Source organism: Jeotgalibacillus terrae (assembly GCF_016908195.1).
Taxonomy (GTDB): domain Bacteria; phylum Bacillota; class Bacilli; order Bacillales; family Jeotgalibacillaceae; genus Jeotgalibacillus; species Jeotgalibacillus terrae.
Map to the genome: position 1 here is coordinate 175,523 of NZ_JAFBDK010000004.1, position 24,648 is coordinate 200,170.

Annotated in this window: 25 protein-coding genes and 1 other annotated feature; of the genes, 24 read left to right on the top strand and 1 reads right to left on the bottom strand. The window is 43.4% G+C overall.

The annotated features are described in order from the left end of the window. Window positions 1-98: 98 nt before the first annotated feature. The 20 genes from JOD21_RS05310 to pyrE all read left to right on the top strand — a co-directional run bounded on the left by JOD21_RS05310 (window position 99) and on the right by pyrE (window position 20,582). Window positions 99-347: a YlmC/YmxH family sporulation protein gene (locus tag JOD21_RS05310; protein ID WP_204728625.1), complete on the top strand. Its 249-nt coding sequence runs from the start codon at window positions 99-101 to the stop codon at window positions 345-347. A gap of 67 nt (window positions 348-414) precedes the next feature. Beyond that, the gene (gene pgeF / locus JOD21_RS05315; RefSeq protein ID WP_239581427.1) at window positions 415-1,230 is read left to right on the top strand and encodes a peptidoglycan editing factor PgeF; all 816 of its coding nucleotides are present in this window, start codon (window positions 415-417) and stop codon (window positions 1,228-1,230) included. Between the two features lie 2 nt (window positions 1,231-1,232). Next, entirely contained in the window at window positions 1,233-1,904 is a 672-nt protein-coding gene (locus JOD21_RS05320; RefSeq protein ID WP_239581429.1) for a YggS family pyridoxal phosphate-dependent enzyme, read from the top strand. Window positions 1,905-1,921: 17 nt separating this feature from the next. Beyond that, window positions 1,922-2,332 carry a cell division protein SepF gene (locus JOD21_RS05325; RefSeq protein ID WP_041122330.1) on the top strand — a complete coding sequence of 137 codons (411 nt, stop codon included), beginning with the start codon at window positions 1,922-1,924 and terminating at the stop codon, window positions 2,330-2,332. 23 nt (window positions 2,333-2,355) lie between these two features. Further along, complete coding sequence (locus JOD21_RS05330) at window positions 2,356-2,640, top strand: YggT family protein (protein WP_204728627.1); 285 nt, start codon at window positions 2,356-2,358, stop codon at window positions 2,638-2,640. A 61-nt stretch (window positions 2,641-2,701) separates the two neighbouring features. After that, window positions 2,702-3,478, top strand: coding sequence for a YlmH family RNA-binding protein (locus tag JOD21_RS05335; RefSeq protein WP_204728628.1), 777 nt, complete (start codon window positions 2,702-2,704; stop codon window positions 3,476-3,478). Between the two features lie 86 nt (window positions 3,479-3,564). After that, the gene (locus JOD21_RS05340) at window positions 3,565-4,074 is read left to right on the top strand and encodes a DivIVA domain-containing protein (RefSeq protein ID WP_204728690.1); all 510 of its coding nucleotides are present in this window, start codon (window positions 3,565-3,567) and stop codon (window positions 4,072-4,074) included. 78 nt (window positions 4,075-4,152) lie between these two features. Further along, window positions 4,153-4,378 (top strand) — a binding site (T-box leader). A 59-nt stretch (window positions 4,379-4,437) separates the two neighbouring features. Beyond that, window positions 4,438-7,212, top strand: a complete 2,775-nt coding sequence (gene ileS, locus JOD21_RS05345) for an isoleucine--tRNA ligase (RefSeq protein ID WP_204728629.1) — start codon at window positions 4,438-4,440, stop codon at window positions 7,210-7,212. Between the two features lie 314 nt (window positions 7,213-7,526). Then, entirely contained in the window at window positions 7,527-8,015 is a 489-nt protein-coding gene (gene lspA, locus JOD21_RS05350; RefSeq protein ID WP_338032872.1) for a signal peptidase II, read from the top strand. After that, complete coding sequence (locus JOD21_RS05355; RefSeq protein WP_204728631.1) at window positions 7,981-8,913, top strand: RluA family pseudouridine synthase; 933 nt, start codon at window positions 7,981-7,983, stop codon at window positions 8,911-8,913. Before lspA ends, JOD21_RS05355 begins: the two co-directional genes overlap by 35 nt. A 156-nt stretch (window positions 8,914-9,069) precedes the next feature. After that, window positions 9,070-9,606, top strand: a complete 537-nt coding sequence (pyrR, locus tag JOD21_RS05360; protein WP_204728632.1) for a bifunctional pyr operon transcriptional regulator/uracil phosphoribosyltransferase PyrR — start codon at window positions 9,070-9,072, stop codon at window positions 9,604-9,606. Between the two features lie 119 nt (window positions 9,607-9,725). Beyond that, on the top strand, window positions 9,726-11,048 hold the full coding sequence (gene uraA / locus JOD21_RS05365; protein ID WP_239581431.1) for a uracil permease: 1,323 nt from the start codon (window positions 9,726-9,728) through the stop codon (window positions 11,046-11,048). Window positions 11,049-11,186: 138 nt separating this feature from the next. Further along, window positions 11,187-12,092 (top strand): aspartate carbamoyltransferase catalytic subunit, encoded by a 906-nt coding sequence (locus JOD21_RS05370; RefSeq protein ID WP_204728634.1) that lies wholly within the window; start codon window positions 11,187-11,189, stop codon window positions 12,090-12,092. After that, window positions 12,076-13,341, top strand: coding sequence for a dihydroorotase (locus tag JOD21_RS05375; protein WP_204728635.1), 1,266 nt, complete (start codon window positions 12,076-12,078; stop codon window positions 13,339-13,341). Before JOD21_RS05370 ends, JOD21_RS05375 begins: the two co-directional genes overlap by 17 nt. Next, the gene (locus JOD21_RS05380; protein WP_338032873.1) at window positions 13,341-14,426 is read left to right on the top strand and encodes a carbamoyl phosphate synthase small subunit; all 1,086 of its coding nucleotides are present in this window, start codon (window positions 13,341-13,343) and stop codon (window positions 14,424-14,426) included. Before JOD21_RS05375 ends, JOD21_RS05380 begins: the two co-directional genes overlap by 1 nt. After that, window positions 14,419-17,610 carry a carbamoyl-phosphate synthase large subunit gene (gene carB / locus JOD21_RS05385; protein ID WP_204728637.1) on the top strand — a complete coding sequence of 1,064 codons (3,192 nt, stop codon included), beginning with the start codon at window positions 14,419-14,421 and terminating at the stop codon, window positions 17,608-17,610. Before JOD21_RS05380 ends, carB begins: the two co-directional genes overlap by 8 nt. Beyond that, on the top strand, window positions 17,607-18,371 hold the full coding sequence (locus tag JOD21_RS05390) for a dihydroorotate dehydrogenase electron transfer subunit (protein ID WP_204728638.1): 765 nt from the start codon (window positions 17,607-17,609) through the stop codon (window positions 18,369-18,371). Before carB ends, JOD21_RS05390 begins: the two co-directional genes overlap by 4 nt. Continuing rightward, the gene (locus JOD21_RS05395; RefSeq protein WP_204728639.1) at window positions 18,364-19,302 is read left to right on the top strand and encodes a dihydroorotate dehydrogenase; all 939 of its coding nucleotides are present in this window, start codon (window positions 18,364-18,366) and stop codon (window positions 19,300-19,302) included. The genes JOD21_RS05390 and JOD21_RS05395 overlap by 8 nt, the downstream gene beginning before the upstream one ends. After that, on the top strand, window positions 19,274-19,981 hold the full coding sequence (pyrF, locus tag JOD21_RS05400; protein WP_204728640.1) for an orotidine-5'-phosphate decarboxylase: 708 nt from the start codon (window positions 19,274-19,276) through the stop codon (window positions 19,979-19,981). Before JOD21_RS05395 ends, pyrF begins: the two co-directional genes overlap by 29 nt. Next, a complete protein-coding gene (pyrE, locus tag JOD21_RS05405) occupies window positions 19,974-20,582 on the top strand; it encodes an orotate phosphoribosyltransferase (protein ID WP_204728641.1) in 609 nt (202 codons plus the stop codon). Before pyrF ends, pyrE begins: the two co-directional genes overlap by 8 nt. A gap of 148 nt (window positions 20,583-20,730) precedes the next feature. Here the strand turns inward: pyrE and JOD21_RS05410 are convergent, their stop codons facing one another. Beyond that, window positions 20,731-22,440 (bottom strand): Rqc2 family fibronectin-binding protein, encoded by a 1,710-nt coding sequence (locus JOD21_RS05410; RefSeq protein ID WP_204728642.1) that lies wholly within the window; start codon window positions 22,438-22,440, stop codon window positions 20,731-20,733. Between the two features lie 73 nt (window positions 22,441-22,513). On the opposite strand from JOD21_RS05410, the gene JOD21_RS05415 reads away from it, so the two are divergent. From JOD21_RS05415 to rpoZ, 4 genes are read left to right on the top strand one after another with little or no spacing between them, the layout of a single operon-like run. Beyond that, window positions 22,514-23,422 (top strand): YicC/YloC family endoribonuclease, encoded by a 909-nt coding sequence (locus JOD21_RS05415; RefSeq protein WP_204728643.1) that lies wholly within the window; start codon window positions 22,514-22,516, stop codon window positions 23,420-23,422. Window positions 23,423-23,447: 25 nt separating this feature from the next. Further along, a complete protein-coding gene (remA, locus tag JOD21_RS05420; protein WP_041122349.1) occupies window positions 23,448-23,711 on the top strand; it encodes an extracellular matrix/biofilm regulator RemA in 264 nt (87 codons plus the stop codon). Between the two features lie 2 nt (window positions 23,712-23,713). Continuing rightward, window positions 23,714-24,328: a guanylate kinase gene (gene gmk, locus JOD21_RS05425; protein WP_204728644.1), complete on the top strand. Its 615-nt coding sequence runs from the start codon at window positions 23,714-23,716 to the stop codon at window positions 24,326-24,328. Window position 24,329: 1 nt separating this feature from the next. After that, the gene (gene rpoZ / locus JOD21_RS05430; RefSeq protein WP_204728645.1) at window positions 24,330-24,557 is read left to right on the top strand and encodes a DNA-directed RNA polymerase subunit omega; all 228 of its coding nucleotides are present in this window, start codon (window positions 24,330-24,332) and stop codon (window positions 24,555-24,557) included. The last annotated feature ends 91 nt before the right edge of the window (window positions 24,558-24,648 follow it).

Below are 24,648 nucleotides of genomic sequence, written 5' to 3' on the forward strand. Positions count from 1 at the left end.
GGCTGCCCCGGCTTTTTACTGTTTTAGAAGCTCCTGCGGTGAGGTAAAAGTTTCGTAAAGCATAGTCAGCTGCATATGATATAGCAGGGAGGAGATAGATGATGAGAATTTCTGATCTGCAATCAAAGGATATTGTATCTATAACGGACGGTAAAAAACTGGGGTTGATCGCTGATATAGACCTTAATGTTAAAACCGGCATGATTGATTCTTTTATCTTACATTCCTCAGGAGGCTGGTTCAGTAAAGGTGAAGAAGTGAAAATCATGTGGAAAGACGTTGCAAAGATCGGTAATGATGTCATATTGGTCAGACACCCAATCAATCAGGAGACGCTCATCAAATAAGGAGATTTTTAAGGATTTATGGTACACTCTTATTGAATCTCTGCATAGACAGAAAGGTTTGATATACATGCAAATGGTTGCTGATCAATCAAATATATTTCTGGAATCTCCTTTATGGAAAAAAAGGTTCCCGAACCTGACTGCAATCTTTACAACAAAAAACGGAGGTATCAGCAGCGGACATTTTTCAACGCTGAATACTGGTTTACATGTTCAGGATCATCAGGAAGATGTCATCCATAATCGCAGGGCAGTCGCAAAAAGCAGCGGCTGGGATTTAAACAAATGGATATTTGCAGACCAGATTCACGGTACCCGTGTAGTGAAAGTGACTGCACGTCATGCCGGAATGGGTACTGAATCTTATAATGAAGCGGTAAAAGCTGCAGATGGCCTCTGGACTTTTGATCAGGGGCTTGGGCTTTCACTCGGGTTTGCGGATTGTGTGCCGATTTATTTTGCTGAACCGGAAACAGGATTCGCTGGTGTCGCACACGCAGGCTGGAAAGGCAGTGTTCAGAATATTGCCGGTGAAATGATCAGACAGGCTGATGAAGCTGGAGTCTGCATAGATAAAATCCATGTAATGGTTGGTCCTTCAATCGGCAAATGCTGTTACACAGTTGATCATAAAGTCATCAGCCAGCTGCCAGGGGAAGTTTCACAATCACCCGGAATTTATGAACAGACTGGAACTGATCAATACAAGCTTGATCTGCCGGAACTGAACAGAAAGCTCCTTCAGTCGGCAGGTGTAAAGGATGAACATATATTGTTGAGTGAAATGTGTACATCCTGCCATGAGGATTTGTTTTTCTCACATCGGAGAGACCAGGGGAAAACAGGCAGGATGTCTGCTGTGATCGGATGGAGGGAAGAATAGCATTGAAAGTATCTGAAAAGCTGAACGTAATAAAAAAAGATATACAGGCGGCGGCAGAGCGCGCCGGAAGAAATACTGATGATATTAACATAGTAGCAGTCACAAAGTATGTCAGTAATGACAGAACCCAGGAGGCAGTTGATGCAGGACTTGTCCATCTTGGTGAAAACCGTCCTGAAGGATTCAAAGAAAAATGTGAAGCCATCAGCGGCGAAGTGAACTGGCATTATATCGGCTCTTTGCAATCAAGAAAAGTGAAAAATGTGATTAATGAAGTAGACTTTCTCCACTCTTTGGATAGGATCTCACTTGCAAAGGAAATTCAAAAGCGTGCTGAAAAACAGGTCTTATGCTTTATTCAGGTAAATGTGTCAGGAGAAGAACAAAAACATGGACTTTCTCCGGAAAATACTTCACAATTTGTCGAAGAACTCGCAAATTATGATAAAATAAAGGTAATTGGCCTGATGACAATGGCGCCGCTGACTGAAGATGAAGAGGTGATCCGCAGCTGTTTCAAACAGCTGGCAGAGCTCAGAAAGGAAATTGCTGCAAAGAATCTGCAGCACGCACCCTGCACGGAGCTGTCAATGGGGATGTCAAATGACTTTACGATAGCCATTGAAGAAGGAGCTACCTACATAAGAATCGGATCTTCGCTCGTCGGAGAATAAAGGAGGAAATCCGTATTATGGGGATGAAAACGAAATTTAAAGATTTTTTCTTTGGTGAAGAAGAGGAATACGTTGAAGAAATAACTGAAGAGACACCTGAAGAGCCGAGAAGTATTAAAAAGTCTTCTCAAAAACAGAATGTGGTCAGTCTTCAAAGCATTCAGCAGTCTTCAAAAATGGTTTTAATGGAGCCGAGAATGTATGCTGAAGCTCAGGAGATTGCCGATCATCTGAAAAGTCACCGCGCAGTCGTGGTGAATCTTCAGCGTATCAGTAAAGATCAGGCAAAAAGAATCGTGGATTTTCTGAGTGGAACTGTCTATGCAATCGGCGGGGACATTCAGCGGGTCGGTACTGATATCTTTTTATGCACGCCTGATAATATAGAAGTCAGTGGAAATATCACAGATTTAATTCAAGAAGATTAACATGATGGGTGGTTAAAAGCAGAATGGACAGTGTTTTAATTTCAATATTTCAGGTGCTGAGTATGTTATTAACATTCTTCAGCTATGCACTAATTATTTATATCCTGCTCTCATGGTTCCCAAATGCCAGAGAGAGCAGTTTTGGTCAGATTCTCGCAAAGATCTGTGAACCTTACCTCGAGCCATTCAGGAGAATCATACCACCTCTTGGCATGATTGATATTTCCCCGCTGATAGCAATCATCGCACTTAACCTGGCAATTGGCGGGTTGGAACAGTTATTTCAACTGATTATTCGTATGGTTTAATAACTATTCAAAGCCCGGTGGCAGCCACCGGGCTTTCTTGTATAGAAAGGGTATGACAAATATGACAGTATATCAGCATTTCCGGGAAGAAGAAAAAGGGTTTATCGATCAGGTGCTGGACTGGAAGCAGGATGTTGAGTTTAAATATGCGCCCAGGCTGACTCACTTTCTTGATCCGAGGCAGCAATTCATTATACAGTCAATTATAGGGTCAGCAGGTGAAATAAAAGCTTCATTTGATGGCGGGACTGATGAGAGTGAACGGAAAAGAGCGTTCATCTATCCGGAGTATTTAACTCCCTCAGAAGAAGACTTTGAACTGTCTCTGCTAGATGTCGGCTTCCCCTCAAAATTTGTACAGCTCACACATGGAGATATACTAGGGTCACTCATGGGGCTTGGTATTAAACGGGAGGCGCTTGGAGACATTCTTGCTGCGAAAGACAGTATTCAAATCATTACATCAAAAGATATGAAGGATTTTCTTATGATGAATTTTATACAGGCAGGAAAAGCTAAAGTGAATGTAACGGAAGAAAGATGGGAAAATATCATTCAGCCGGAAAACAGGTGGAGTGAAAAAAATGTACTTGTATCCTCTATGCGTCTTGATACAGTGATTGCCAGTTCCTTAAATCTTTCACGTCAAAAAGCCCAGCTGCTGATCCAGGGAGGAAGGGTGAAAGTGAACTTCAGACAGGAAGAGAAAACTTCTTTCGAATTAGACCAGGGTGATATGATCTCGGTCAGGGGACATGGGAGAATGAGGGTCGGTGAGAGAAGCGGGCTGACAAAAAAAGAAAAAATCAGACTCAATTTTTATTTCCTGCAATCATAATGAAAGAATTAAAAGGATTTTCCCCAAAAAGGTCGAATCATCAGTATAATGGATAATAGAGACAAAAAGTTTTGGAGGTGCAGATGATGCCGTTATCACCGCTTGATATACATAATAAAGATTTCAGCCGGGGGTTCAGAGGATATGATGAAGATGAAGTAAATGAATTCCTTGACCACGTGATGAGAGACTATGAACTTGTTCTGCGTGAGAAAAAGGAACTTGAAGAAAAACTGAATAACCATACAGAAAGACTGGGCCACTTCACAACAATTGAAGAAACGCTCAACAAATCAATTGTCGTCGCCCAGGAAGCCGCTGAAGAAGTAAAGCGCAGTGCAAATAAAGAAGCAAAACTGATTGTGAAAGAAGCAGAAAAAAATGCTGACAGAATAGTGAATGAATCACTGACAAAAGCTCGAAAAATTGCCCTTGAGATTGAAGATCTTAAGAAGCAGTCAAAAGTCTTCCGTACACGATTCAGAATGCTTATTGAAGCACAGCTCGACCTGATCAATAACGATGACTGGGACGAACTGATGGAATACGACCTCGATACAGAAGAACTGAAAAGTCTAGAGCCTGATCATGATTAAGAAATATTGACGTTTAAGCTTTATGTTACTATAATTAAACTGTTAAAATGAAATGTCTTTTCAATGCACTTATATGATTCATCAACTTTGAAGGGAATAGTATGATGTGATGATCCGTCTGCAGCGAACCGGGGATGGTGCCAGCCCGGTACGGATTCACATAAGAAAATCATCCCTGAGTTTTCAGACTGAAGCCGAGTAAGTCTGAACGTGTAACAGCGTTAACCGTTACTTAAGTGGAAAAAGTATGATTTTTTTCTATAAGGGTGGTACCGCGTGAAGCACAGGCTCTCTCGTCCCTTTACCAGGGATGGGGGAGTTTTTTTATTGTATTAAGTATGAGTGAAAACAGGAGGAGAAAAAATGGAATACAAAAATACATTACTAATGCCAAAAACTGCGTTTCCTATGCGTGGAAACCTGCCAAACCGTGAACCGGACATGCAGGAAAAATGGGCAGAAATGGACATCTATAAAAAAGTTCAGGAGAGAACATCAGGTCGTCCGCTATTCGTCCTGCATGATGGTCCTCCATATGCTAACGGTGACCTTCACATGGGTCATGCACTGAATAAAGTATTAAAAGATTTCATCGTGCGCTACAAATCAATGAGCGGATATCAGGCCCCTTATGTACCAGGCTGGGATACACACGGTCTGCCGATTGAGCAGGCACTGACAAATAAAGGTGTGAAGCGTAAGGAAATGACTGTAGCGGAATTCCGTGAAAAGTGTGCAGAATACGCATTGCAGCAGATCGATAACCAGCGCACTCAGTTTAAGCGTATCGGTGTTCGTGGCGATTGGGATAACCCGTATATCACACTGAACCCTGAATATGAGGCAGAACAAATCCGCGTATTCGGTGAGATGGCGAAAAAAGGCTATATCTATAAAGGGAAAAAGCCTGTCTACTGGTCACCTTCAAGTGAGTCTGCACTTGCAGAAGCAGAGATTGAATATCAGGATAAGCGCTCTCCTTCAATTTATGTATCATTCGATGTAAAAGATGGTAAAGGCAAACTGGATGAAGACACTGCTTTCATTATCTGGACAACAACGCCTTGGACAATTCCTGCTAACCTTGCAATCGCGCTTCACCCGGATCTTGAGTATGTAGTGGTTGATACCGGCAGCAAAAAGTTTGTCGTTGCAAAAGAACTGCTTGAAAAAGTTCAGGAAACAATGGAGTGGGAGAAGGCTGAAGTAACTGATACATTTAAAGGTTCTGACCTTGAGCATGTAACTGCACAGCACCCTCTTTATGACCGTGAATCACTTGTGGTACTAGGTGAACATGTAACAACTGATGCTGGTACAGGGTGTGTTCACACTGCACCGGGACATGGTGAAGACGACTTTATCACAGGTAAAGAATATGGGCTTGATGTACTTTGTCCTGTTGATGACCGCGGCGTATTTACAGCTGAAGCACCAGGGTTTGAAGGACTATTTTATGATACTGCGAATAAGCCGATCACTGAAAAGCTTGAAGAAGCAGGAGCCCTGTTAAAGCTTGAATTCTTTACTCACAGCTACCCGCATGACTGGAGAACGAAAAAGCCGATTATTTTCCGTGCAACTGCACAATGGTTTGCTTCTATTGATAAATTCAGAGATGAATTAATGCAGGCAGTAAAAGATACAAAGTGGATCCCAGGCTGGGGTGAAACTAGACTTTTCAACATGGTCCGTGACCGTGGTGACTGGTGTATCTCAAGACAGCGTGCATGGGGTGTGCCAATTCCGGTATTCTATGCTGAAAATGGCGATGCAATCATTACGGAAGAAACAATCGAACATGTTTCTAATCTGTTTGCAGAACATGGCTCTAATATCTGGTTTGAGCGTGATGCAAAAGATCTTCTTCCTGAAGGGTTTACACATGTTGGCAGTCCTAATGGCCGCTTTACAAAAGAACAGGATATTATGGATGTCTGGTTTGACAGCGGTTCATCACACCAGTCAGTATTGACAGTCCGTGATGATCTGCAGCGTCCTGCAGACCTTTATCTTGAAGGAAGTGACCAGTACAGAGGCTGGTTCAACTCGTCACTGACAACTGGTGTTGCTGTGACAGGTAAAGCACCTTATAAAGGTGTGCTAAGCCACGGGTTCGCTCTGGATGGTAATGGACGTAAGATGAGTAAATCACTCGGTAATGTTGTTCTGCCTTCAAAAGTTATGAATCAGCTTGGTGCTGATATTCTGCGTCTGTGGGTAGCGTCAGTTGACTATCAGGCGGATGTACGTGTATCTGATCCAATTTTAAAGCAGGTTGCTGAAGTATATCGTAAAATGCGTAATACACTGCGCTTCCTGTTAGCGAACCTTGCTGATTTTGATCCTGCAAAAGATGCGGTATCATTTGAGGATTTAAGAGAAGTTGATCAATTCATGATGGTTCGTCTGAATCAGGTAGTAAAATCAGTTACATCATCGTATGAAAATTATGAGTTTGCTTCAATCTACCATACGGTTAATAATTTCTGTACGACAGATCTAAGCTCATTCTACCTTGATTTTGCAAAAGATATTTTATATATCGAAGCAGCAAATCATCCTGACCGCCGTGCGATGCAGACTGTGATGTATGAATCACTTGTGTCACTTGTTAAGCTGCTGTCACCAATTCTTTCTCATACTGCAGATGAAGTATGGTCATTCATTCCTGGTGTAACAGAAGAAAGCGTTCAGCTGACTGATATGCCGGAAGCAGCAACGTATGAAAATGAAAAGGCACTGCTTGATAAGTGGAATGCCTTTCTTGATGTGAGAGATGACGTGCTTAAGGCGCTTGAGGAAGCAAGAAGCAGTAAGCTGATCGGTAAGTCACTGGCCGCTAAAGTGACGCTGTATGCTGATGAAAAGACGTATGAACTTTTATCTTCAGTAAATGAAGATCTGAAGCAGCTGTTTATTGTGTCTGACTTTGAGCTTTCAAATTCAGAGGGTGCACCTGAGCAGGCAATTCAGTTTGAAGGCCATAAAGTGGCAGTTGAAAAAGCTGAAGGTGAAACGTGTGAAAGATGCTGGACAGTGACTACTGACGTTGGCAATGACAGCGATCACCCGACACTTTGTACAAGATGTGCATCTGTCGTAAAAGAGCATTATGCGGATGTAACTGCAGAATAATACCACTTAGGCTGCCGGCTATATTGCCGGCAGCTTTACTAATTAGAGAGTGCATAGATTTTGGCTCATTCCAAGCCTGCAAGCAGGCTTGGCTTTTCAAGCTCTGCTTGAAAAGGACAGAATAAGAAAAGAAGGCAGGAATTCAAGCTAACTTGATTCCTGCCTTCTTTTCTTATTCTGTAAATGAGTCAAAATCGGACGTGGTCCTGTTAAAAACCAAACTATTTACGAAACATCTTCTGTAATCATGTCTAAGTCTTTGAATTATGCTACAATACTTTAAGGGTTTGCAACGAGATAACGGAGGTAGACAAGTGATCTATTATTTGCTGGCTTTATTTATTATCGCAGTGGACCAGCTGACTAAATGGCTGGTTGTCCGGAATATGGAAGTAGGGGAATCGATCAATATAATTGACGGTGTCTTCTACCTGACCTCGCATCGTAATACAGGTGCGGCATGGGGAATGCTTGAAGGACAGATGTGGCTATTTTATATCGTCACACTGATCGTAATTGCAGGAATTCTTTATTACTATCACAAACATGCTAAAGGAAATAAATTGTTCAGTGCAAGTCTGATGGTTCTGTTTGGTGGAGCGGTAGGGAACTTTATTGACCGCATCTTCAGGCAGGAAGTAGTGGACTTTGTTCAGCTGACATTCTTCAATTTTATTTTTAATATTGCAGATGCAGCACTGACAATCGGTGTAATCATGCTGTTTATTCAGATGATTTTAGAAGAAGTGCAGGAAAAGAGGAAGAAAAATGGAAAACATTCAACACTTAATACAGGAGAATGAAAAAGGTAAGCGCATAGATGCAGTGCTGGCGGGACTTGAATATAACTGGTCAAGAACGCAGGTGCAGCAATGGATCAAAGAAGGTAACATAACTGTAAACGGTGCTAAAACGAAGCCGAATTATAAAGCTGTACCGGGAGATGAGGTACAGGTTGAAATTCCGGACCCTGAACCGCTTGATGTGGAAGCAGAAGAAATGAACCTGGATGTTTATTATGAAGATGCTGATGTCATCGTCGTTAATAAACCAAAAGGAATGGTCGTACACCCGGCACCAGGTCACCTTTCAGGTACCCTGGTAAACGGTCTGATGGCTCACTGTAAAGACCTTTCAGGCATTAACGGTGTCCTGCGTCCAGGTATCGTACACAGAATTGATAAAGATACATCAGGCTTATTAATGGTCGCTAAAAATGATATCGCACATGAAAAGCTTGTACAGCAGTTAGTTGATAAGACGGTAACGAGAAAATATACGGCTGTTGTACATGGTGTGCTCGATAACATTGCCGGTACCATTCATGCGCCAATCGGACGGGATAAAAAAAACCGCCAGAGTATGACTGTGGTTGATGGCGGGAAGCTTGCCATCACACATTTTAACGTATTAGAGAAATTTAAGGATTTCACACTTGTTGAGTGTATCCTTGAGACGGGACGCACTCATCAGATCCGCGTTCATATGAAGCATATCGGTCATCCGCTTGCAGGAGATCCGAAATATGGACCCCGTAAAACGCCTGACTTAAATGGACAGGCACTGCACGCAGGAGTTCTTGGATTTGTACATCCGAGTACTGAAGAATATATAGAATTCACTGCACCTGCTCCGGCAAGCTTTGATGAGTTTGTCGAAAAACTACGGAATGACGTTGACAATCCGGTTAAGAAAGATTAGAATGAGAACAACTTCATAACTGAAACCTTTAATCCGGTCCAGAGAGACAGGGAAGGCTTAGCGAATATTACAGCATATTTCTGCCCTTCCGACTGCTCATAAGCCGGGAGGGTTTTTTTATAACTCAGTATCCTGATTATAAAGGAGAATGATGACATGTCTGGAACAGTCGTGATGGACGAGCAGATGATGAAAAGGGCACTGACAAGAATCGCCCACGAAATCATTGAGCGGAATAAAGGCGTGGAAGATTGTGTACTCGTCGGGATCAAAACACGGGGCATACATCTAGCAGAGCGTCTGAAAGAAAGAATCGAGTCAATCGAACAGGTAACCGTACCAGTCGGTGAGCTGGATATTACCATGTATCGTGATGACCTTGAAAAGAAACATACAACCGGTGAACCGGTTGTTCACAGTAAAAAACTTTCACTGGATATCAATAATAAAAAAGTGATTGTAGTAGATGATGTGCTCTACACAGGAAGAACGGTCAGAGCAGCAATGGATGCCATTATGGATAACGGCAGACCTACCCAGATTCAGCTGGCAGTCCTCATTGACCGGGGACACAGAGAACTTCCGATCAGAGCTGATTTCGTCGGCAAAAACATTCCGACATCAAGCAGCGAAAAAATCAGTGTTGAACTGCAGGAAACAGATCAGTTTGAACAGGTTACAATAAACAAATAAACATCCTTTAATGCAGTCCGGAGAGGCTGGCGAAGGAGACTACAGGAGATCAGACGATCTTCTGGCGCCTCTTTGCCATGCGCTTGGCAAAGAGGCGTTTTTTATTAGGAGGAATTTCAATGACAAATACACAAACTGCTAAACCGATTTTAGATGTGGAAGAAAGACCAAAATTAAACCAATGGCTTACACTCAGCCTCCAGCACTTATTCGCTATGTTTGGCGCAACGGTTCTCGTACCGATGCTTGTCGGTTTAAGTCCCGGCACTGCACTGCTTTCAAGCGGACTTGGCACAATTGCCTATCTGATTATCACTAAAGGACAGATACCTGCTTATCTCGGTTCGTCTTTTGCATTCATTGCCCCAATAATCACAGCCACTGAACTCGGAGGCCCTCAGGCAGCAATGCTTGGCGCATTTTTTGCAGGGCTTGCATATGGTGCAGTAGCCATGCTGATCTATAAGTTCGGTGTAAACTGGCTGATGAGAATTCTGCCTCCGGTTGTAGTCGGTCCGGTCATCATCGTGATTGGTCTGAGTCTTGCTGGGACTGCTGTTAATATGGCGATGTACGAAAATCCGCTTGCAGCTCCTGCTGACTTTATTTATAGCGGAACACATATCACAGTAGCGCTGATCACTCTTGCCATTACAGTCATTGCATCAATTTATTTCAAGAAATTCTTTGGACTGATACCGGTTCTTGTCGGGATTACAGGGGGTTACATTGCCGCATTTTTTGCAGGGCTTGTGAACTTCCAGCCTGTGCTGGATGCACCATGGTTTGCTGTACCTGATCTGTATATGCCATTTGTGAATTACACACCTGAGTTCTCATGGACAGCCATTGCGATCATGGTGCCAGTCGCAATTGTGACATTATCAGAGCACACTGGTCATCAGATGGTTGTCAGTAAAGTAGTCGGAAGAAACTTTCTGGAAAAGCCGGGGCTTCACCGTTCATTACTCGGCGATGGTGTTGCGACAATGATCGCTTCCATGATTGGCGGACCTCCGAACACAACGTACGGTGAGAATATTGGTGTTCTGGCAATCACAAGAATTTTCAGTGTGTTTGTAATAGGAGGCGCAGCAGTTCTCGCGATTCTCTTTGGATTTGTAGGAAAAATATCCGCACTGATCAGCTCGATTCCAACGCCTGTTATGGGTGGTGTGTCGATCCTGCTCTTTGGCATTATTGCTTCGAGCGGACTCAGAATGCTGATTGAAGCAAAAGTAGATTTCGCTTATAAAAGAAACCTGATCATTGCATCTGTCATTATGATTATCGGAGTAGGCGGGGCATATGTTCAGTTCAGCGAAACATTCGTTCTGCCGGGAATGGCGCTCGCAGCGATTATAGGAATCGCACTGAACCTGATTTTACCAGGCCGCAAGAAAGAAGAAGAAACGCTTTTTAATGAAAATAAAGCCGCATAACAATCCTTTTAAATGAAGTCCAGAGAGGCTTTCAAAAGGGTTTCTGACAGGATCAGTCTGTCTAAAACCGCTTTTTGAGCCTGCTCTCAAAAAGCGGTTTTTTTATATGATTAAGACAACTCACAGGGAGGTTCACACATGCATTTTCTCACACTTGACGAACTGACAGTTGAAGACATTTATAAGGTGCTTCATCAGGCTGAGACGCTTCAGACCCATCAGCCTCCTCCAAAGCCTGACCTGTATGCAGCCAATCTGTTTTTTGAAAACAGTACAAGAACGAAATGCAGTTTTGAAATGGCACAGAGAAAGCTCGGAATGAATGTTCTTTCCTTTGATGCCGGAACCGCTTCAATCAGTAAAGGCGAATCGCTTTATGACACAGTAAAAACGCTTGAAGCAATCGGTGTGGATGTTGTTGTAATCAGACATAGTGAAGAGAGGTACTTTGATGCACTGAAAGATAAAGTTTCCCTTTCAATCATTAATGGCGGTGACGGAATGGGACATCACCCATCACAATGTATGCTTGATCTGCTGACGATCTACCAGGAGTTTGGCACTTTTAAAGGTCTGACAGTTACCATTGCAGGCGATATCAGGCACAGCAGAGTAGCGAGATCAAATACGTATGCGCTCCAGAGACTTGGTGCTGAGGTGAACTTTTCAGGACCTCCTGCGTGGCGTGATCCGGAAATGACGGATATTCCATTTGTAGAAATGGATCAGGCAGTAAAAGAAAGCGATGTGGTGATGCTGCTGAGAGTGCAGCATGAAAGGCACGCTTTTGGAGAAAACTTTACGAAGCAGGAATATCATCAACAGTTCGGACTGACAGTGGACAGAGAAAGAAAAATGAAGAAAAACAGTATCATAATGCATCCTGCGCCGGTTAACCGCGGAGTTGAAATTGCAGATGAGCTGGTTGAGTGCGAACGGTCACGCATATTTAAACAGATGAAAAATGGTGTTGTGACACGTATGGCTATGCTTCAGTATGTACAGGCAAAAAGAGAGGAGACAAAACATGAGCTTATTAATTAAAGGTGCAGATATATATGGTTTTGGTGCAGGGGATGTCAGAATCGCTGAGGGAACAATTCAGTCGATCGGTAACCTCGAAGCCTTACATAACGAGGAGATCATTGAAGCGGGCGGAAAAGTTCTTTCTCCCGGCTTTACAGATGTTCATATTCACTTAAGAGAACCTGGCGGAGAACATAAAGAAACGATAAAAACAGGAACGCAGGCAGCAGCCCGGGGCGGATATACGCTTGTATGCGCAATGCCTAACACGCGACCTGTTCCGGATGATGTGGAGACACTTAACGATATCCAGAACAAAATAAAGGAAGATGCAGTTATTCCTGTTCTGCCTTACGCTTCCATTACGCAAAATCTTGCAGGAAAAGAAATCAATGATCTTGAAAGCCTCGCAGCACAGGGAGCATTTGCATTTACTGATGACGGTGTTGGTATTCAAAGCGCAGATCAGATGCTGCAGGTAATGAAAAGAGCTGCACAGCTTAATAAGGCAGTAGTTGCACACTGTGAGGATAACAGCCTTATCCATGGCGGCTGCATGCATGAAGGAAACCGGTCAGCCGAGCTTGGGCTGCCGGGGATTCCGTCAGTCTGTGAGTCAGTACAAATTGCAAGAGATGTATTACTTGCTGAAGCAGCAAAATGTCATTATCACGTGTGCCATGTATCTACAAAAGAGTCAGTCAGAGTGATTCGTGATGCGAAAAAGGCGGGCATTCAAGTAACAGCTGAAGTCACACCGCACCACCTGCTGCTCAATGAAAAAGATATTCCTGGGGAGGATGCGAACTTTAAAATGAATCCTCCGCTGCGTTCTGCAGACGATCAGCAGGCCTTAATCGAAGGTCTGGAAGATGGAACGATTGATTTTATTGCAACAGATCATGCACCGCATGCGGCTGATGAAAAAGCTGAAGGAATGCTGAGGGCACCGTTTGGCATAACAGGTCTTGAAACAGCATTCCAGCTGCTGTATACGGAATTCGTAAAAAGCGGCCGTTGGACAATGGATCAGCTGATTAAGTGGCTGTCAGTAAAGCCCGCAGAAGTATTTGGACTGAATGCAGGGAAGCTTGCTGTTGGAGCAGACGCTGATTTGGTACTGCTGGATCTGACGGCTGAAAGTGACATTAATAAAGACAATTTCTTATCTAAAGGAAAGAATACGCCTTTTAACGGATATAGAGTGACTGGACATGTCTCACTCACTGTAAGTAAAGGAAAAATCGTATGGCAGGAGGAAAAGTGATGACGAAAAAGCAGCTTATTTTAGAAGATGGTTCAGTATTTTCAGGTGAAGGTTTTGGCTGGATGGGAGAAGCTGAAGGAGAAGTTGTATTCAATACAGGTATGACAGGCTATCAGGAAATTCTTTCAGACCCGTCTTATTGCGCCCAGATGGTTGTACTAACCTATCCGCTGATTGGGAACTACGGCATCAACAGAGATGATTTTGAGTCGATTCACCCATACATTAAAGCGCTGATCGTCAGGGAAGCATGTGATCTGCCTTCTAATTTCAGAAGTGAAGCAAGCATTGATGACCTGCTGAAGGAAAAGAAAATCCCCGGTCTATCCGGTGTAGATACAAGAAGACTGACGCGCCTGATCAGAAGTTACGGCACGATGAAAGGCAGAATCTGTGCAGATGATGCTGATGTGAATCAAATAATTACTGAGCTGAAATCCTCTGAGCTGGCCAAAGACCAGGTCAGCCGGGTATCTACCAAGTCAGCATATCCTAGTCCCGGCAGAGGAAAGCGCGTTGTGGTTGTTGATTACGGCATGAAGCACGGAATCTTACGCGAACTGAACCGCAGACAGTGCGATGTCATCGTTGTACCTTATCACACATCAGCAAAAGAAATTTTGAGACTTCACCCGGATGGTGTGGTATTAACCAATGGCCCTGGAGATCCAAAGTCTGTACCTGAGTCTGTAGAAACTGTCAAACAGCTGATCGGATCAGTTCCGATTTTTGGAATCTGTCTCGGTCATCAGCTGCTTGCACTTGCAGGAGGAGCTGACACGTTCAAGCTGAAATTTGGTCATCGCGGATCCAACCACCCGGTGAAGGAACTCTCAAGCGGCAAAGTTGCGATCACATCTCAAAACCATGGTTACGCAGTAGAAGAGGACTCACTGCTGTCTACAGACTTTATCGTTACGCATAAAGCGCTGAATGATGGAACAGTTGAAGGAATACAACATAGAGATCAGCCAGCTTTCTCGGTCCAGTATCACCCTGAAGCTTCACCCGGACCTGAAGATGCCAACGAATTATTTGATCGTTTTATCAACATGATGGAAGAGGAGGAAGTTCAATATGCCTAAGCGTACTGATATTAAAACCATTCTCGTGATCGGATCAGGTCCGATTATTATCGGCCAGGCAGCTGAATTCGATTATGCAGGAACGCAGGCCTGCCTTGCATTAAAAGAAGAAGGTTACCGTGTTGTGCTTGTCAATTCGAACCCTGCCACCATTATGACAGACACTGAGATTGCAGATAAAGTGTATATGGAACCTTTAACAGTAGACTTTATCAGCAGAATTATCAGAATGGAAAGGCCGGATGCGCTGCTTCCGACACTTGGCGGTCAGACTGCCCTGAATCTTGCAGTAGAACTTTCTGAAAGTGGTATTATTGAAGAATGCAATGTAGAAATTCTTGGAACAAAGCTCGATGCGATCCAGCAGGCAGAAGACAGAGATCTTTTCAGACAACTGATGAATGAGTTAAATGAGCCGGTTCCCGAGAGTGAAATTATCCATAACCTCGATGAAGCTTACGATTTTGTTAATGAAATCGGCTATCCTGTCATCGTCCGCCCTGCATTTACACTTGGCGGTACAGGCGGCGGGATCTGCCACGATGAGGAAGAACTGATTGAAGTTGTCACATCAGGATTAAAATACAGTCCAGTGACGCAATGTCTGCTTGAAAAGAGCATTGCCGGATTTAAGGAAATTGAATATGAAGTCATGCGTGATAAGGATGACCATGCCATTGTTGTCTGTAATATGGAAAATATCGATCCGGTCGGTATTCATACAGGAGACTCAATCGTAGTGGCACCTTCACAGACTTTGAGTGATCGTGAATATCAGATGCTCAGAAACTGCTCACTGAAAATTATCAGAGCACTTGGCATTGAAGGAGGCTGTAATGTCCAGCTTGCACTCGACCCGGACAGCTTTCAGTACTATATTATCGAAGTCAATCCGCGTGTGAGCAGATCTTCGGCACTTGCTTCTAAAGCAACCGGTTATCCAATTGCAAAACTCGCAGCAAAAATTGCAACCGGGCTGACGCTTGATGAAATGATTAACCCGGTAACAGGTACTTCCTATGCATGTTTTGAACCGGCACTTGATTATGTTGTAACGAAAATCCCAAGATGGCCTTTTGACAAATTTGAAGCCGCAAAACGTAATCTTGGTACACAGATGAAAGCAACAGGAGAAGTGATGGCAATCGGCCGTACGCTGGAAGAATCATTGTTAAAAGCGGTACGGTCCCTTGAAAACAACGTCTATCATCTTGAAATTGAACAGAATGATGCAGAGTGGGTAGAGCGCAGGATCAGAAAAGCAGGAGATGAAAGACTGTTTTATATCGGTGAAGCACTGCGTATGGGTGTAACGATTGAGGAAATTCATGAGTGGAGTAAAATCGATCACTTCTTCCTGAACAAAATGAATCATATCGTTCAGTACGAGAAAGTGCTGAGTGAGAGCCGTACAAAAGAAACTCTCTATAAAGCCAAAAGAATGGGCTTTAGCGATAAGACAATCGCCAGACTGTGGGATATGACTGAAGAAGATATTTATAACAGAAGAAAAGCAGAAGGCATCATGCCGGTTTATAAAATGGTTGATACATGTGCAGCAGAATTCGAATCAGAAACGCCATACTTTTACGGTACTTATGAAGATGAAAACGAATCTGTCGTCAGCAGCCGCAAAAAAGTGATCGTTCTTGGTTCCGGCCCGATCCGTATCGGACAAGGTGTGGAATTCGATTATGCAACGGTTCATTCAGTATGGGCCATTAAAGAAGCAGGCTATGAAGCGATTGTGATTAACAGTAATCCTGAAACAGTCTCAACAGATTTCTCGATCTCAGATAAGCTGTACTTTGAGCCGCTGACGCTTGAAGATGTCATGCATGTGATTGACCTTGAGCAGCCTGAAGGTGTCGTGGTACAGTTCGGCGGACAGACTGCGATTAACCTTGCAGACGGGCTGGCTAAAAGAGGTGTCAGGATTCTTGGTACATCTCTTGAAGATGTAGACAGAGCGGAAAATAGAGATCAGTTCGAAAAAGCATTGAAGAACCTTGACATTCCCCAGCCTGAAGGGAAAACCGCTGTTTCAGAAGAAGAGGCTGTAGTCATTGCAAGTGAGATCGGCTATCCGGTATTGGTACGGCCATCTTATGTACTGGGCGGCAGAGCGATGGAAATTGTCTATCATGAGCAGGAACTCAGACAATACATGAACACAGCTGTAAAAGCGAGTCCTGAGCACCCGGTACTAATAGACCGCTACCTGACCGGGAAGGAAATCGAAGTTGATGCAATCTGTGACGGTGAAACAGTTTGTATTCCGGGAATCATGGAGCACATTGAACGGGCAGGTGTACACTCAGGAGACTCGATCGCTGTCTACCCGCCGCAGACCTTAACAGCAGAGCAGATCTCAACGCTTGAAGATTATACGATCCGCCTCGCAAAAGGCTTAAACATTAAAGGGCTAATTAACATTCAGTACGTGATTTCCAAAGGAGAAATCTACGTGCTTGAAGTGAACCCGAGATCAAGCCGGACAGTACCTTTTATGAGTAAAATTACAGGGATTCCGATGGCGAACTTAGCGATGAAAGCCATTCTTGGTGAAAAGATCAGTTCACACGGTTATGAGACTGGAATCGCAGCGCAAAAAGACGGTGTATATGTAAAGGTTCCTGTTTTCTCTTTTGCCAAGCTGAAGCGTGTGGATATTACACTTGGACCGGAAATGAAATCAACTGGGGAAGTAATCGGTAAAGACGAAACGCTCGAGAAAGCACTTTATAAAGGCCTGACAGCAGCTGGAATGAATATCAGACATCATGGCTCAGTACTGCTGACAGTAGCTGATAAAGATAAAGAAGCGGGGACGATGCTTGCAGAAAGATTCCACAGACTCGGGTATCATATCCTGGCAACTGAAGGTACTGCACAATCGTTCAACGAAGCGGGTATTCCGGCAGAGCCGATTAACAAAATCGGTGAGCAGGGCAAAACACTGATTGATGGCATTCAGTCAGGTGAAATACAGCTTGTTGTCAATACACTGACAAAAGGAAAGCAGCCTGCAAGAGACGGGTTCAGAATCAGAAGAGAGTCAGTAGAAAATGGTGTGCCGTGTCTGACATCCCTTGATACAGCAGAAGCAATGCTTCGCGTGCTTGAGTCCATGAACTTTACAATGGCGCCGATGAGCCCAATTAAAAAGGCGGCACTTGTATGATCAAAGTTGAAAAAATGAAAATTCTCAGCCAGAAGGAAATTGCTGAATATATATATGAACTTGAATTACAGGGGCCGCTGGTCGATGAAATCTCAATGCCCGGTCAATTTGTCCATATAAAAGTGAAAAAAGCAAATGATCCTCTGCTCAGAAGACCGATCAGCATTTCTTCTTACGATAAAAATAAGCAGACAATGACGCTGATCTACAGAGCGACAGGTGCCGGTACGATAGAGCTGGCTCAGCAGACAGGGGATCTTAATGTGATGGGCCCGCTTGGCAGCGGGTTCCCGGTTGAAGATGTGAAAGGGGAAACGGCGGTATTAATTGGAGGCGGAATCGGTGTTCCGCCTCTCTATGAATGTTCAAAGCAACTAAAGGCACGTGGGAAGAAAGTGATTCATATCCTCGGCTTTGAATCCGCTGAAGCAGTATTTTATGAAGATAAATTTAAAGCGCTGGGGCCGGTATATATTACTACTGCAGACGGATCTTATGGCACAAAAGGGTTTGTTACTGATGCAGCAGCACAGTTTAATATAAAAGCGGATATCTTTTATGCCTGTGGTCCTGTACCAATGCTGAATGCTGTTGAAAAACTTTTTGATAAAATTCCCGGCTACATTTCAATGGAGCAGAGAATGGGATGCGGTATTGGCGCGTGTCTGGCGTGCGTGTGTGCTGTTAACGGCCCGGAACTTTACAAAAAGGTGTGCACAGACGGACCTGTTTTTCCGAAAGGGGAGTTAGTCTATGGATAAGCTTCGTATCAGCCTCCCGGGGCTTGAGTTGAAAAATCCGATTATGCCGGCATCCGGGTGCTTTGGATTTGGGCGTGAATACAGTCAGTTTTATGACTTAAGCCTGCTCGGATCCATTATGGTGAAGGCAACGACACTCGAGCAACGCCTTGGAAACCCCGTTCCCCGTGTAGCCGAAACCTCTTCAGGTATGCTGAACGCGATCGGGCTGCAAAACCCGGGACTTGAAAAAGTAATGAATACTGAACTTCCATGGCTTTCCCAATATGATCTGCCGGTGATCGCAAACGTTGCAGGGTCAATGGTGGAGGACTATGTAGAAGTCGCTAAAAACATTTCACGTGCAGAAAATGTTCATGCACTTGAACTGAATATTTCCTGTCCAAATGTAAAAGAAGGCGGAATTGCTTTTGGCACAGACCCGGAAGTTGCAAAAGAGCTGACAGCAAAAGTAAAAGCAGTCTCTGATGTACCAGTCTATGTAAAGCTGTCACCCAATGTAGCAGATATCAAAGAAATGGCGCTGGCAGTAGAAGCTGGCGGTGCTGATGGACTTACAATGATTAATACTCTTGTCGGGATGAGACTCGATCACCGAACAGGGAAGCCGGTGATTGCGAATAAAACCGGAGGGCTGTCGGGTCCTGCAATCAAACCGGTTGCACTCAGAATGGTATATGAAGTGAGTCAGGTAACGAACCTGCCGATTATTGCCATGGGTGGCATCAGTTCAGCCTGGGATGTGATTGATTTTATATCAGCTGGTGCAAGTGCAGCAGCAGTCGGGACAGCGAATTTTGTTAATCCGTTTGTCTGCAAGGAAATCATTGAAGAACTTCAGGCGATATTAGATGAACTCGAAGTGGAGCACATCCATGATTTAAAAGGGAGGAGCTGGAAAGTTGGAGAAACTGCCAATTATCGCGCTTGATTTTACAGGTGAAGAAGCAAAGACATTTCTGAAGCAATTTGATGAGCAGCTCTTTGTAAAAGTCGGAATGGAGCTTTTCTATGAAAGCGGTCCTTCTATTATTAAAGAGATTAAAATGATGGGGCATAAAATCTTTTTAGATCTGAAATTGCACGATATTCCAACGACAGTCCAAAAAGCGATGATACAGCTTGCATCACTCGATGTAGACCTTGTAAATGTTCATGCAGCAGGCGGACTCAATATGATGAAGGCCGCTGTTAAAGGGCTGAATGAAGGAGCTGTTAATGGAAAGCGTCCGGAGATTATTGCTGTGACCCAGCTTACTTCCACTTCAGAAGAACAGATGCAAAATGATCAGCAGATACAGAGTAGCCTTATTCAATCCGTCCAGCATTACGCGATCCTTGCTAAACAGGCAGGCCTCGACGGAGTTGTATGTGCAGCAACTGATTGCCGTCACTTAATCAGTGAGCTGGGTTCTGACTTTAAATATATTACGCCGGGTATCCGTCCAAAAGGAACAGATGCAAACGATCAGGTGCGGACCGCTGCACCATCAGAAGCAGCAAAGCTGGGAGCCTCAGCGATCGTCGTAGGAAGAGCCATTACAGGCAGCGAAGATCCTGTTAGAAGCTATCACCAAATAAAAACAGAATGGAGCGGGACTGATGAATAAAAAAATGGCAGCATACCTCCTTGAAATCAAAGCAGTGGAATTAAATCCGGACAATCCATTTACGTGGGCTTCCGGTATTCAGTCACCAATCTACTGTGATAACCGGTTAATCATGTCATATCCTGAAATCAGATCTTTCGCAGCTGATCAGCTGACAGAACTGATCAAAACAAATTTCAGTGACGCAGAAATCATTGCAGGAACGGCAACAGCAGGCATTCCCCATGCGGCCTGGGTCAGCGAAAGAATGAATCTGCCGATGAATTATGTTAGATCATCAGCTAAAAAACACGGAAAGACGAATCAGATTGAAGGAAAGGTCATACCTGGTAAAAAAGCAGTCGTGATCGAAGATTTAATTTCAACCGGCGGCAGCAGCCTTGACGCAGTCAAAGCACTTGAGGAAGAAGGAATTGAAGTACTTGGAGTCGCTGCACTGTTTACATATGGATTCAAAAAAGCACAGCAGCAATTCAAAGAAGCGGGTGTACCGTATTTTACAGTTACTGATTTCGATACATTAATTGAGCAGGCAAAGGAAATGTCTTATATCAGTGAAGACCAAGTGACTGAACTTGCGAAGTGGAAGAGTGAGTTTTAATGTACGGCAAATGTAATAAGACGTCCAGGTGAAAATTATGCTTCAAATACAAATCAGCTGACCCTTGGAGTGGAGGACGGAGGCTCACCGCCCGGGGGCAGGAAAGCACAGCCCTCCACGTATAGGGTCAGCGGTTATAAAGCGAAACTTATTTCTTCAAACGTCTAATTAATTCATCATCAGGTGTAACATAAACCGTTTCCTGCTGTTCGTAAATGACATAACCAGGCTTTGATCCGCTTGGTTTTTTTACGTGGCGGATTTTTGTAAAATCCACAGGCACTGAACTTGAAGCTCTTGCCTTACTGAAGTAGGCAGCGATTTTTGCTGCTTCAAGAATTGTTTCTTCATCCGGCTCTTTATCCCTGATCACCACATGAGACCCGGGAATATCCTTCGTGTGCAGCCAGATCTCATCTTTTCCTGCAGCCTTATTCGTTAGGTAATCATTCTGTTTATTATTCTTTCCGACAAGAATCAAAGTCCCGTTGCTCGCAATGTATTCTTCTAGCACAGGCTTTTGAGGCTTGGATTTTTTCTTTTTCTGTTTTTTCGCTTTCATATAACCTTCTTCTGCCAGTTCTTCACGGATCTCTTCAAGATCAGATGGAGAGGCAGAGTCAAGCTGCTGTGTCAGCTGATCAAAATACTCAATTTCTTTTTCAGCAAGAGCAATTTGATCTTTAACAATATCAACCGCATTTTTCGCTTTCTGATATTTTGTGAAATACCACTGAGCGTTTTCTGAAGGTGACTTTCTCGGGTCAAGTTTTATTGTGACAGCAGGAGAGTCCTCTTCATAATAATTGAGTACTTCCACCTCTGACATCCCGCGCTCCACTGCGTAAATATTCGCTGTTAACAGTTCCCCGCTTAATTGATATTTACCGGCTTCTGCTGCCTGATCAAGCGTTTTTTTCAGTTTTTTAATTTTTAACACATTTTTATCTTTTTCATTTTTGATAAAACGCTCCAGGTCATGCCCCTGCTGTCTGACGCGGTCACGTTCTGCCTTCCCGAAATAATAACGGTCGAGCAGTCTGCTGATTGTAGAAAAAGATTCAATTTTACTGTTTTTAAACTGTTCAAGTGGAAACAGATAAAAGTGATCTTTATTTTCATGCTGTATAAATGAGGGCTGAATCTGCTTAGGTCCGGCATTATTCAACAGCTGTTTAAAAGCTTCATATAATCTTTTCTTCTCTGTCAGTCCTGCATACGTTAACACTTCTTTCGCAAAAAGCGGTGATAGTCCGGCAAAATGCTGAACGAGCTGTTTGTCAAGCTTTCCACTGTTCCAGTCCAGTGTTCTGACAAAAGTCTCTTCATCTACTTCAAACGGATTTAACTTATTCTGAGAAGGAGGCCATTCAAAGTCAGCACCGGGCAGAATGGTTCTGGCGCGGTTTACTGAAGGGTTCAGGTGTTTGATGCTGTCTAAGATCATATTGCGGTCTTTATCCACTAATATAATATTTGAATGTCTGCCCATAATTTCAACGATTAATTGTTTGTAGGAAACATCACCGATTTCATTGCGTCCTTTGACTTCAAAAATAATAATCCGTTCCATTTCCTTCTGCGTAATTGATTCTATAATTGCACCTTCTAAGTGTTTTCTCAGCAGCATACAGAACATTGGCGGCTCAGAAGGGTTTTCATATTGTTCTTCTGTCAGCTGGATTCTTGAATAGGAAGGGTGGGCTGACAAAAGCAGCTTGTGATTTTTTCCCTGTGCACGAATGACCATAATCAATTCGTTCTGATACGGCTGATGAATACGGCTGATTCGTCCGCCGTTTAGATTCTCTGTTAATTCAGATGTAATGGCTCTTGTAAATATTCCGTCAAATGACATACGGATCCCTCTTTCCGGTCTACTTATTGTTCTGTCCCATCTTATCATCTTTTTGGGTATGCTGTATGCTATAATGGAGTACATTGAAGCTAATAAGCAGGTGACTTACGATATGACAAACAGTATGACCGGATTTGGAAGAGGAACAGCAGGCAGTGATCTTCTTACTGTAACCGTGGAGATCAAATCAGTGAATCACCGGTTTCATGAATGTACGGTAAAAATGCCAAGGGTGTACGCTGAAACAGAAGACAAGATTAAAAAGAGTATTGCTACTTACATAAAGCGTGGTAAAGTGGATGTTTATATTTCAGTTGAAAGTGAAAAGCCCAGCAGTCACAAGCTGATTGTTGACTGGCATTTACTTGATGAATACGCACAGTTTGTAAAAGATGCGTCTATAAGATATGGCGTTGATGAAGATCTGCGTATCAGAGACCTGCTGAAGCAAACTGATGCATTTACAGCTGTTGAAGTAAAAGAAGAGCATTCTGCTGATCAGGTTATTCTAGATGCGCTTGAAGAAGCATTGAGAAAACTTTCAGATATGAGAATGAATGAAGGAAAAGAACTTGAAAACGAATTGCGCTTTCAAGTACAATCATTAAAGCAAAAAGCAGAATACGCGATGAGTATTTCTCCAGACATTTCAAAAAAGTATAAAGAACGACTGGAGAAAACCATCAGAGAATATGCAAACAGCCTTGATGAAAACAGGCTGCTGACAGAAGTAGCAGTATTTGCTGAAAAAGCGGATGTGACAGAGGAGTTTACAAGGCTGCTCAGTCATATCAAGCAATTTGAGCACGCACTGGACAAAAATGAACCGATCGGCAGACGGCTTGATTTCATGACGCAGGAAATGCACCGTGAGATCAATACAGTCGGATCAAAAGCAGGGGATGAGAATGTAGCTGCTGCGGTGATTGATATGAAATCAATTCTTGAAAAGATCCGTGAACAGGTTCAAAATATCGAATGAGCAAATTGATTAAGGGGTGTCAAGGATGTCTATTAAGTTAATAAATATCGGGTTTGGTAACATTGTCTCTGCTAACCGCATCATTACAATCATCAGTCCGGAATCCGCACCGGTGAAAAGGCTGGTTCAGGATGCGCGTGAAAGGGGCACACTGATTGATGCGACATACGGACGCAGAACCAGAGCAGTCATGATTATGGACAGTGATCACGTCATACTGGTAGCGGTTCAGCCGGAGACTGTGGCATCCCGTTTTACAGATAAAGATGAAAGTCAGGAAGAAGGGTGAAAATGATTGAAAAAGGTGTACTGATTGTACTTTCAGGACCTTCCGGTGTAGGAAAGGGAACAGTCAGAAAAGAGTTATTCCAGGCAGAAAATACAGGGTATGAGTACTCTGTTTCCATGACAACAAGACTCCCTCGTGAAGGGGAAGTCGATGGAAAAGATTATTTTTTCAAAACACGTGAAGAGTTCGAAGCGCTGATTTCACAGGACAAGCTTCTCGAATATGCAGAGTATGTCGGAAATTATTATGGCACACCTGTTGATTATGTGAGAGAAACACTTGATAATGGAAAAGATGTGTTTCTTGAAATTGAAGTTGAAGGTGCAAAGCAGGTCAGGGAAAAGTTTCCTGAAGGTCTCTTTATTTTCCTTGCACCTCCAAGTTTGTCTGAGCTTGAAAGCCGTCTTGTTACACGAGGCACTGAAAGTGATGATGTCATCAAAAGCCGTGTTGAAGCTGCCAGAAGAGAGCTGGCAATGATGAATCTTTATGATTATGTTGTTGAGAATGATCATGTACTAAATGCTTGTGAGCGGATCAACGCAATTGTTCTTGCGGAACACCTGAAAAGAGAACGCGTGGAAGCCCGCTATAAAAAAATGCTGGAGGTAGAATAATATGTTATACCCATCATCTGATTCACTCAGAAAAAATATCGATTCAAAGTACTCACTAGTCAGTGTGGCTGCAAAGCGTGCACGTAATATGCAGGAGAAAGGGGATAAAGGTTCGCTGGAATCTTATCACTCTGTGAAGTTTGTCGGCCAGGCGCTTGAAGAAATTGCTGCAGGTCAGCTTGTCATGAAAAAGCCTCAGGAAGGCATTCTCTACGAAGACGAAAAGTAATAGCAACAAAAAAGAAAAACAGCCCCGGCTGTTTTTCTTTTTTGTTCTTCATTGACTTTTTCAAAGAATCAGGTGTTCCGAGTGAAAAATG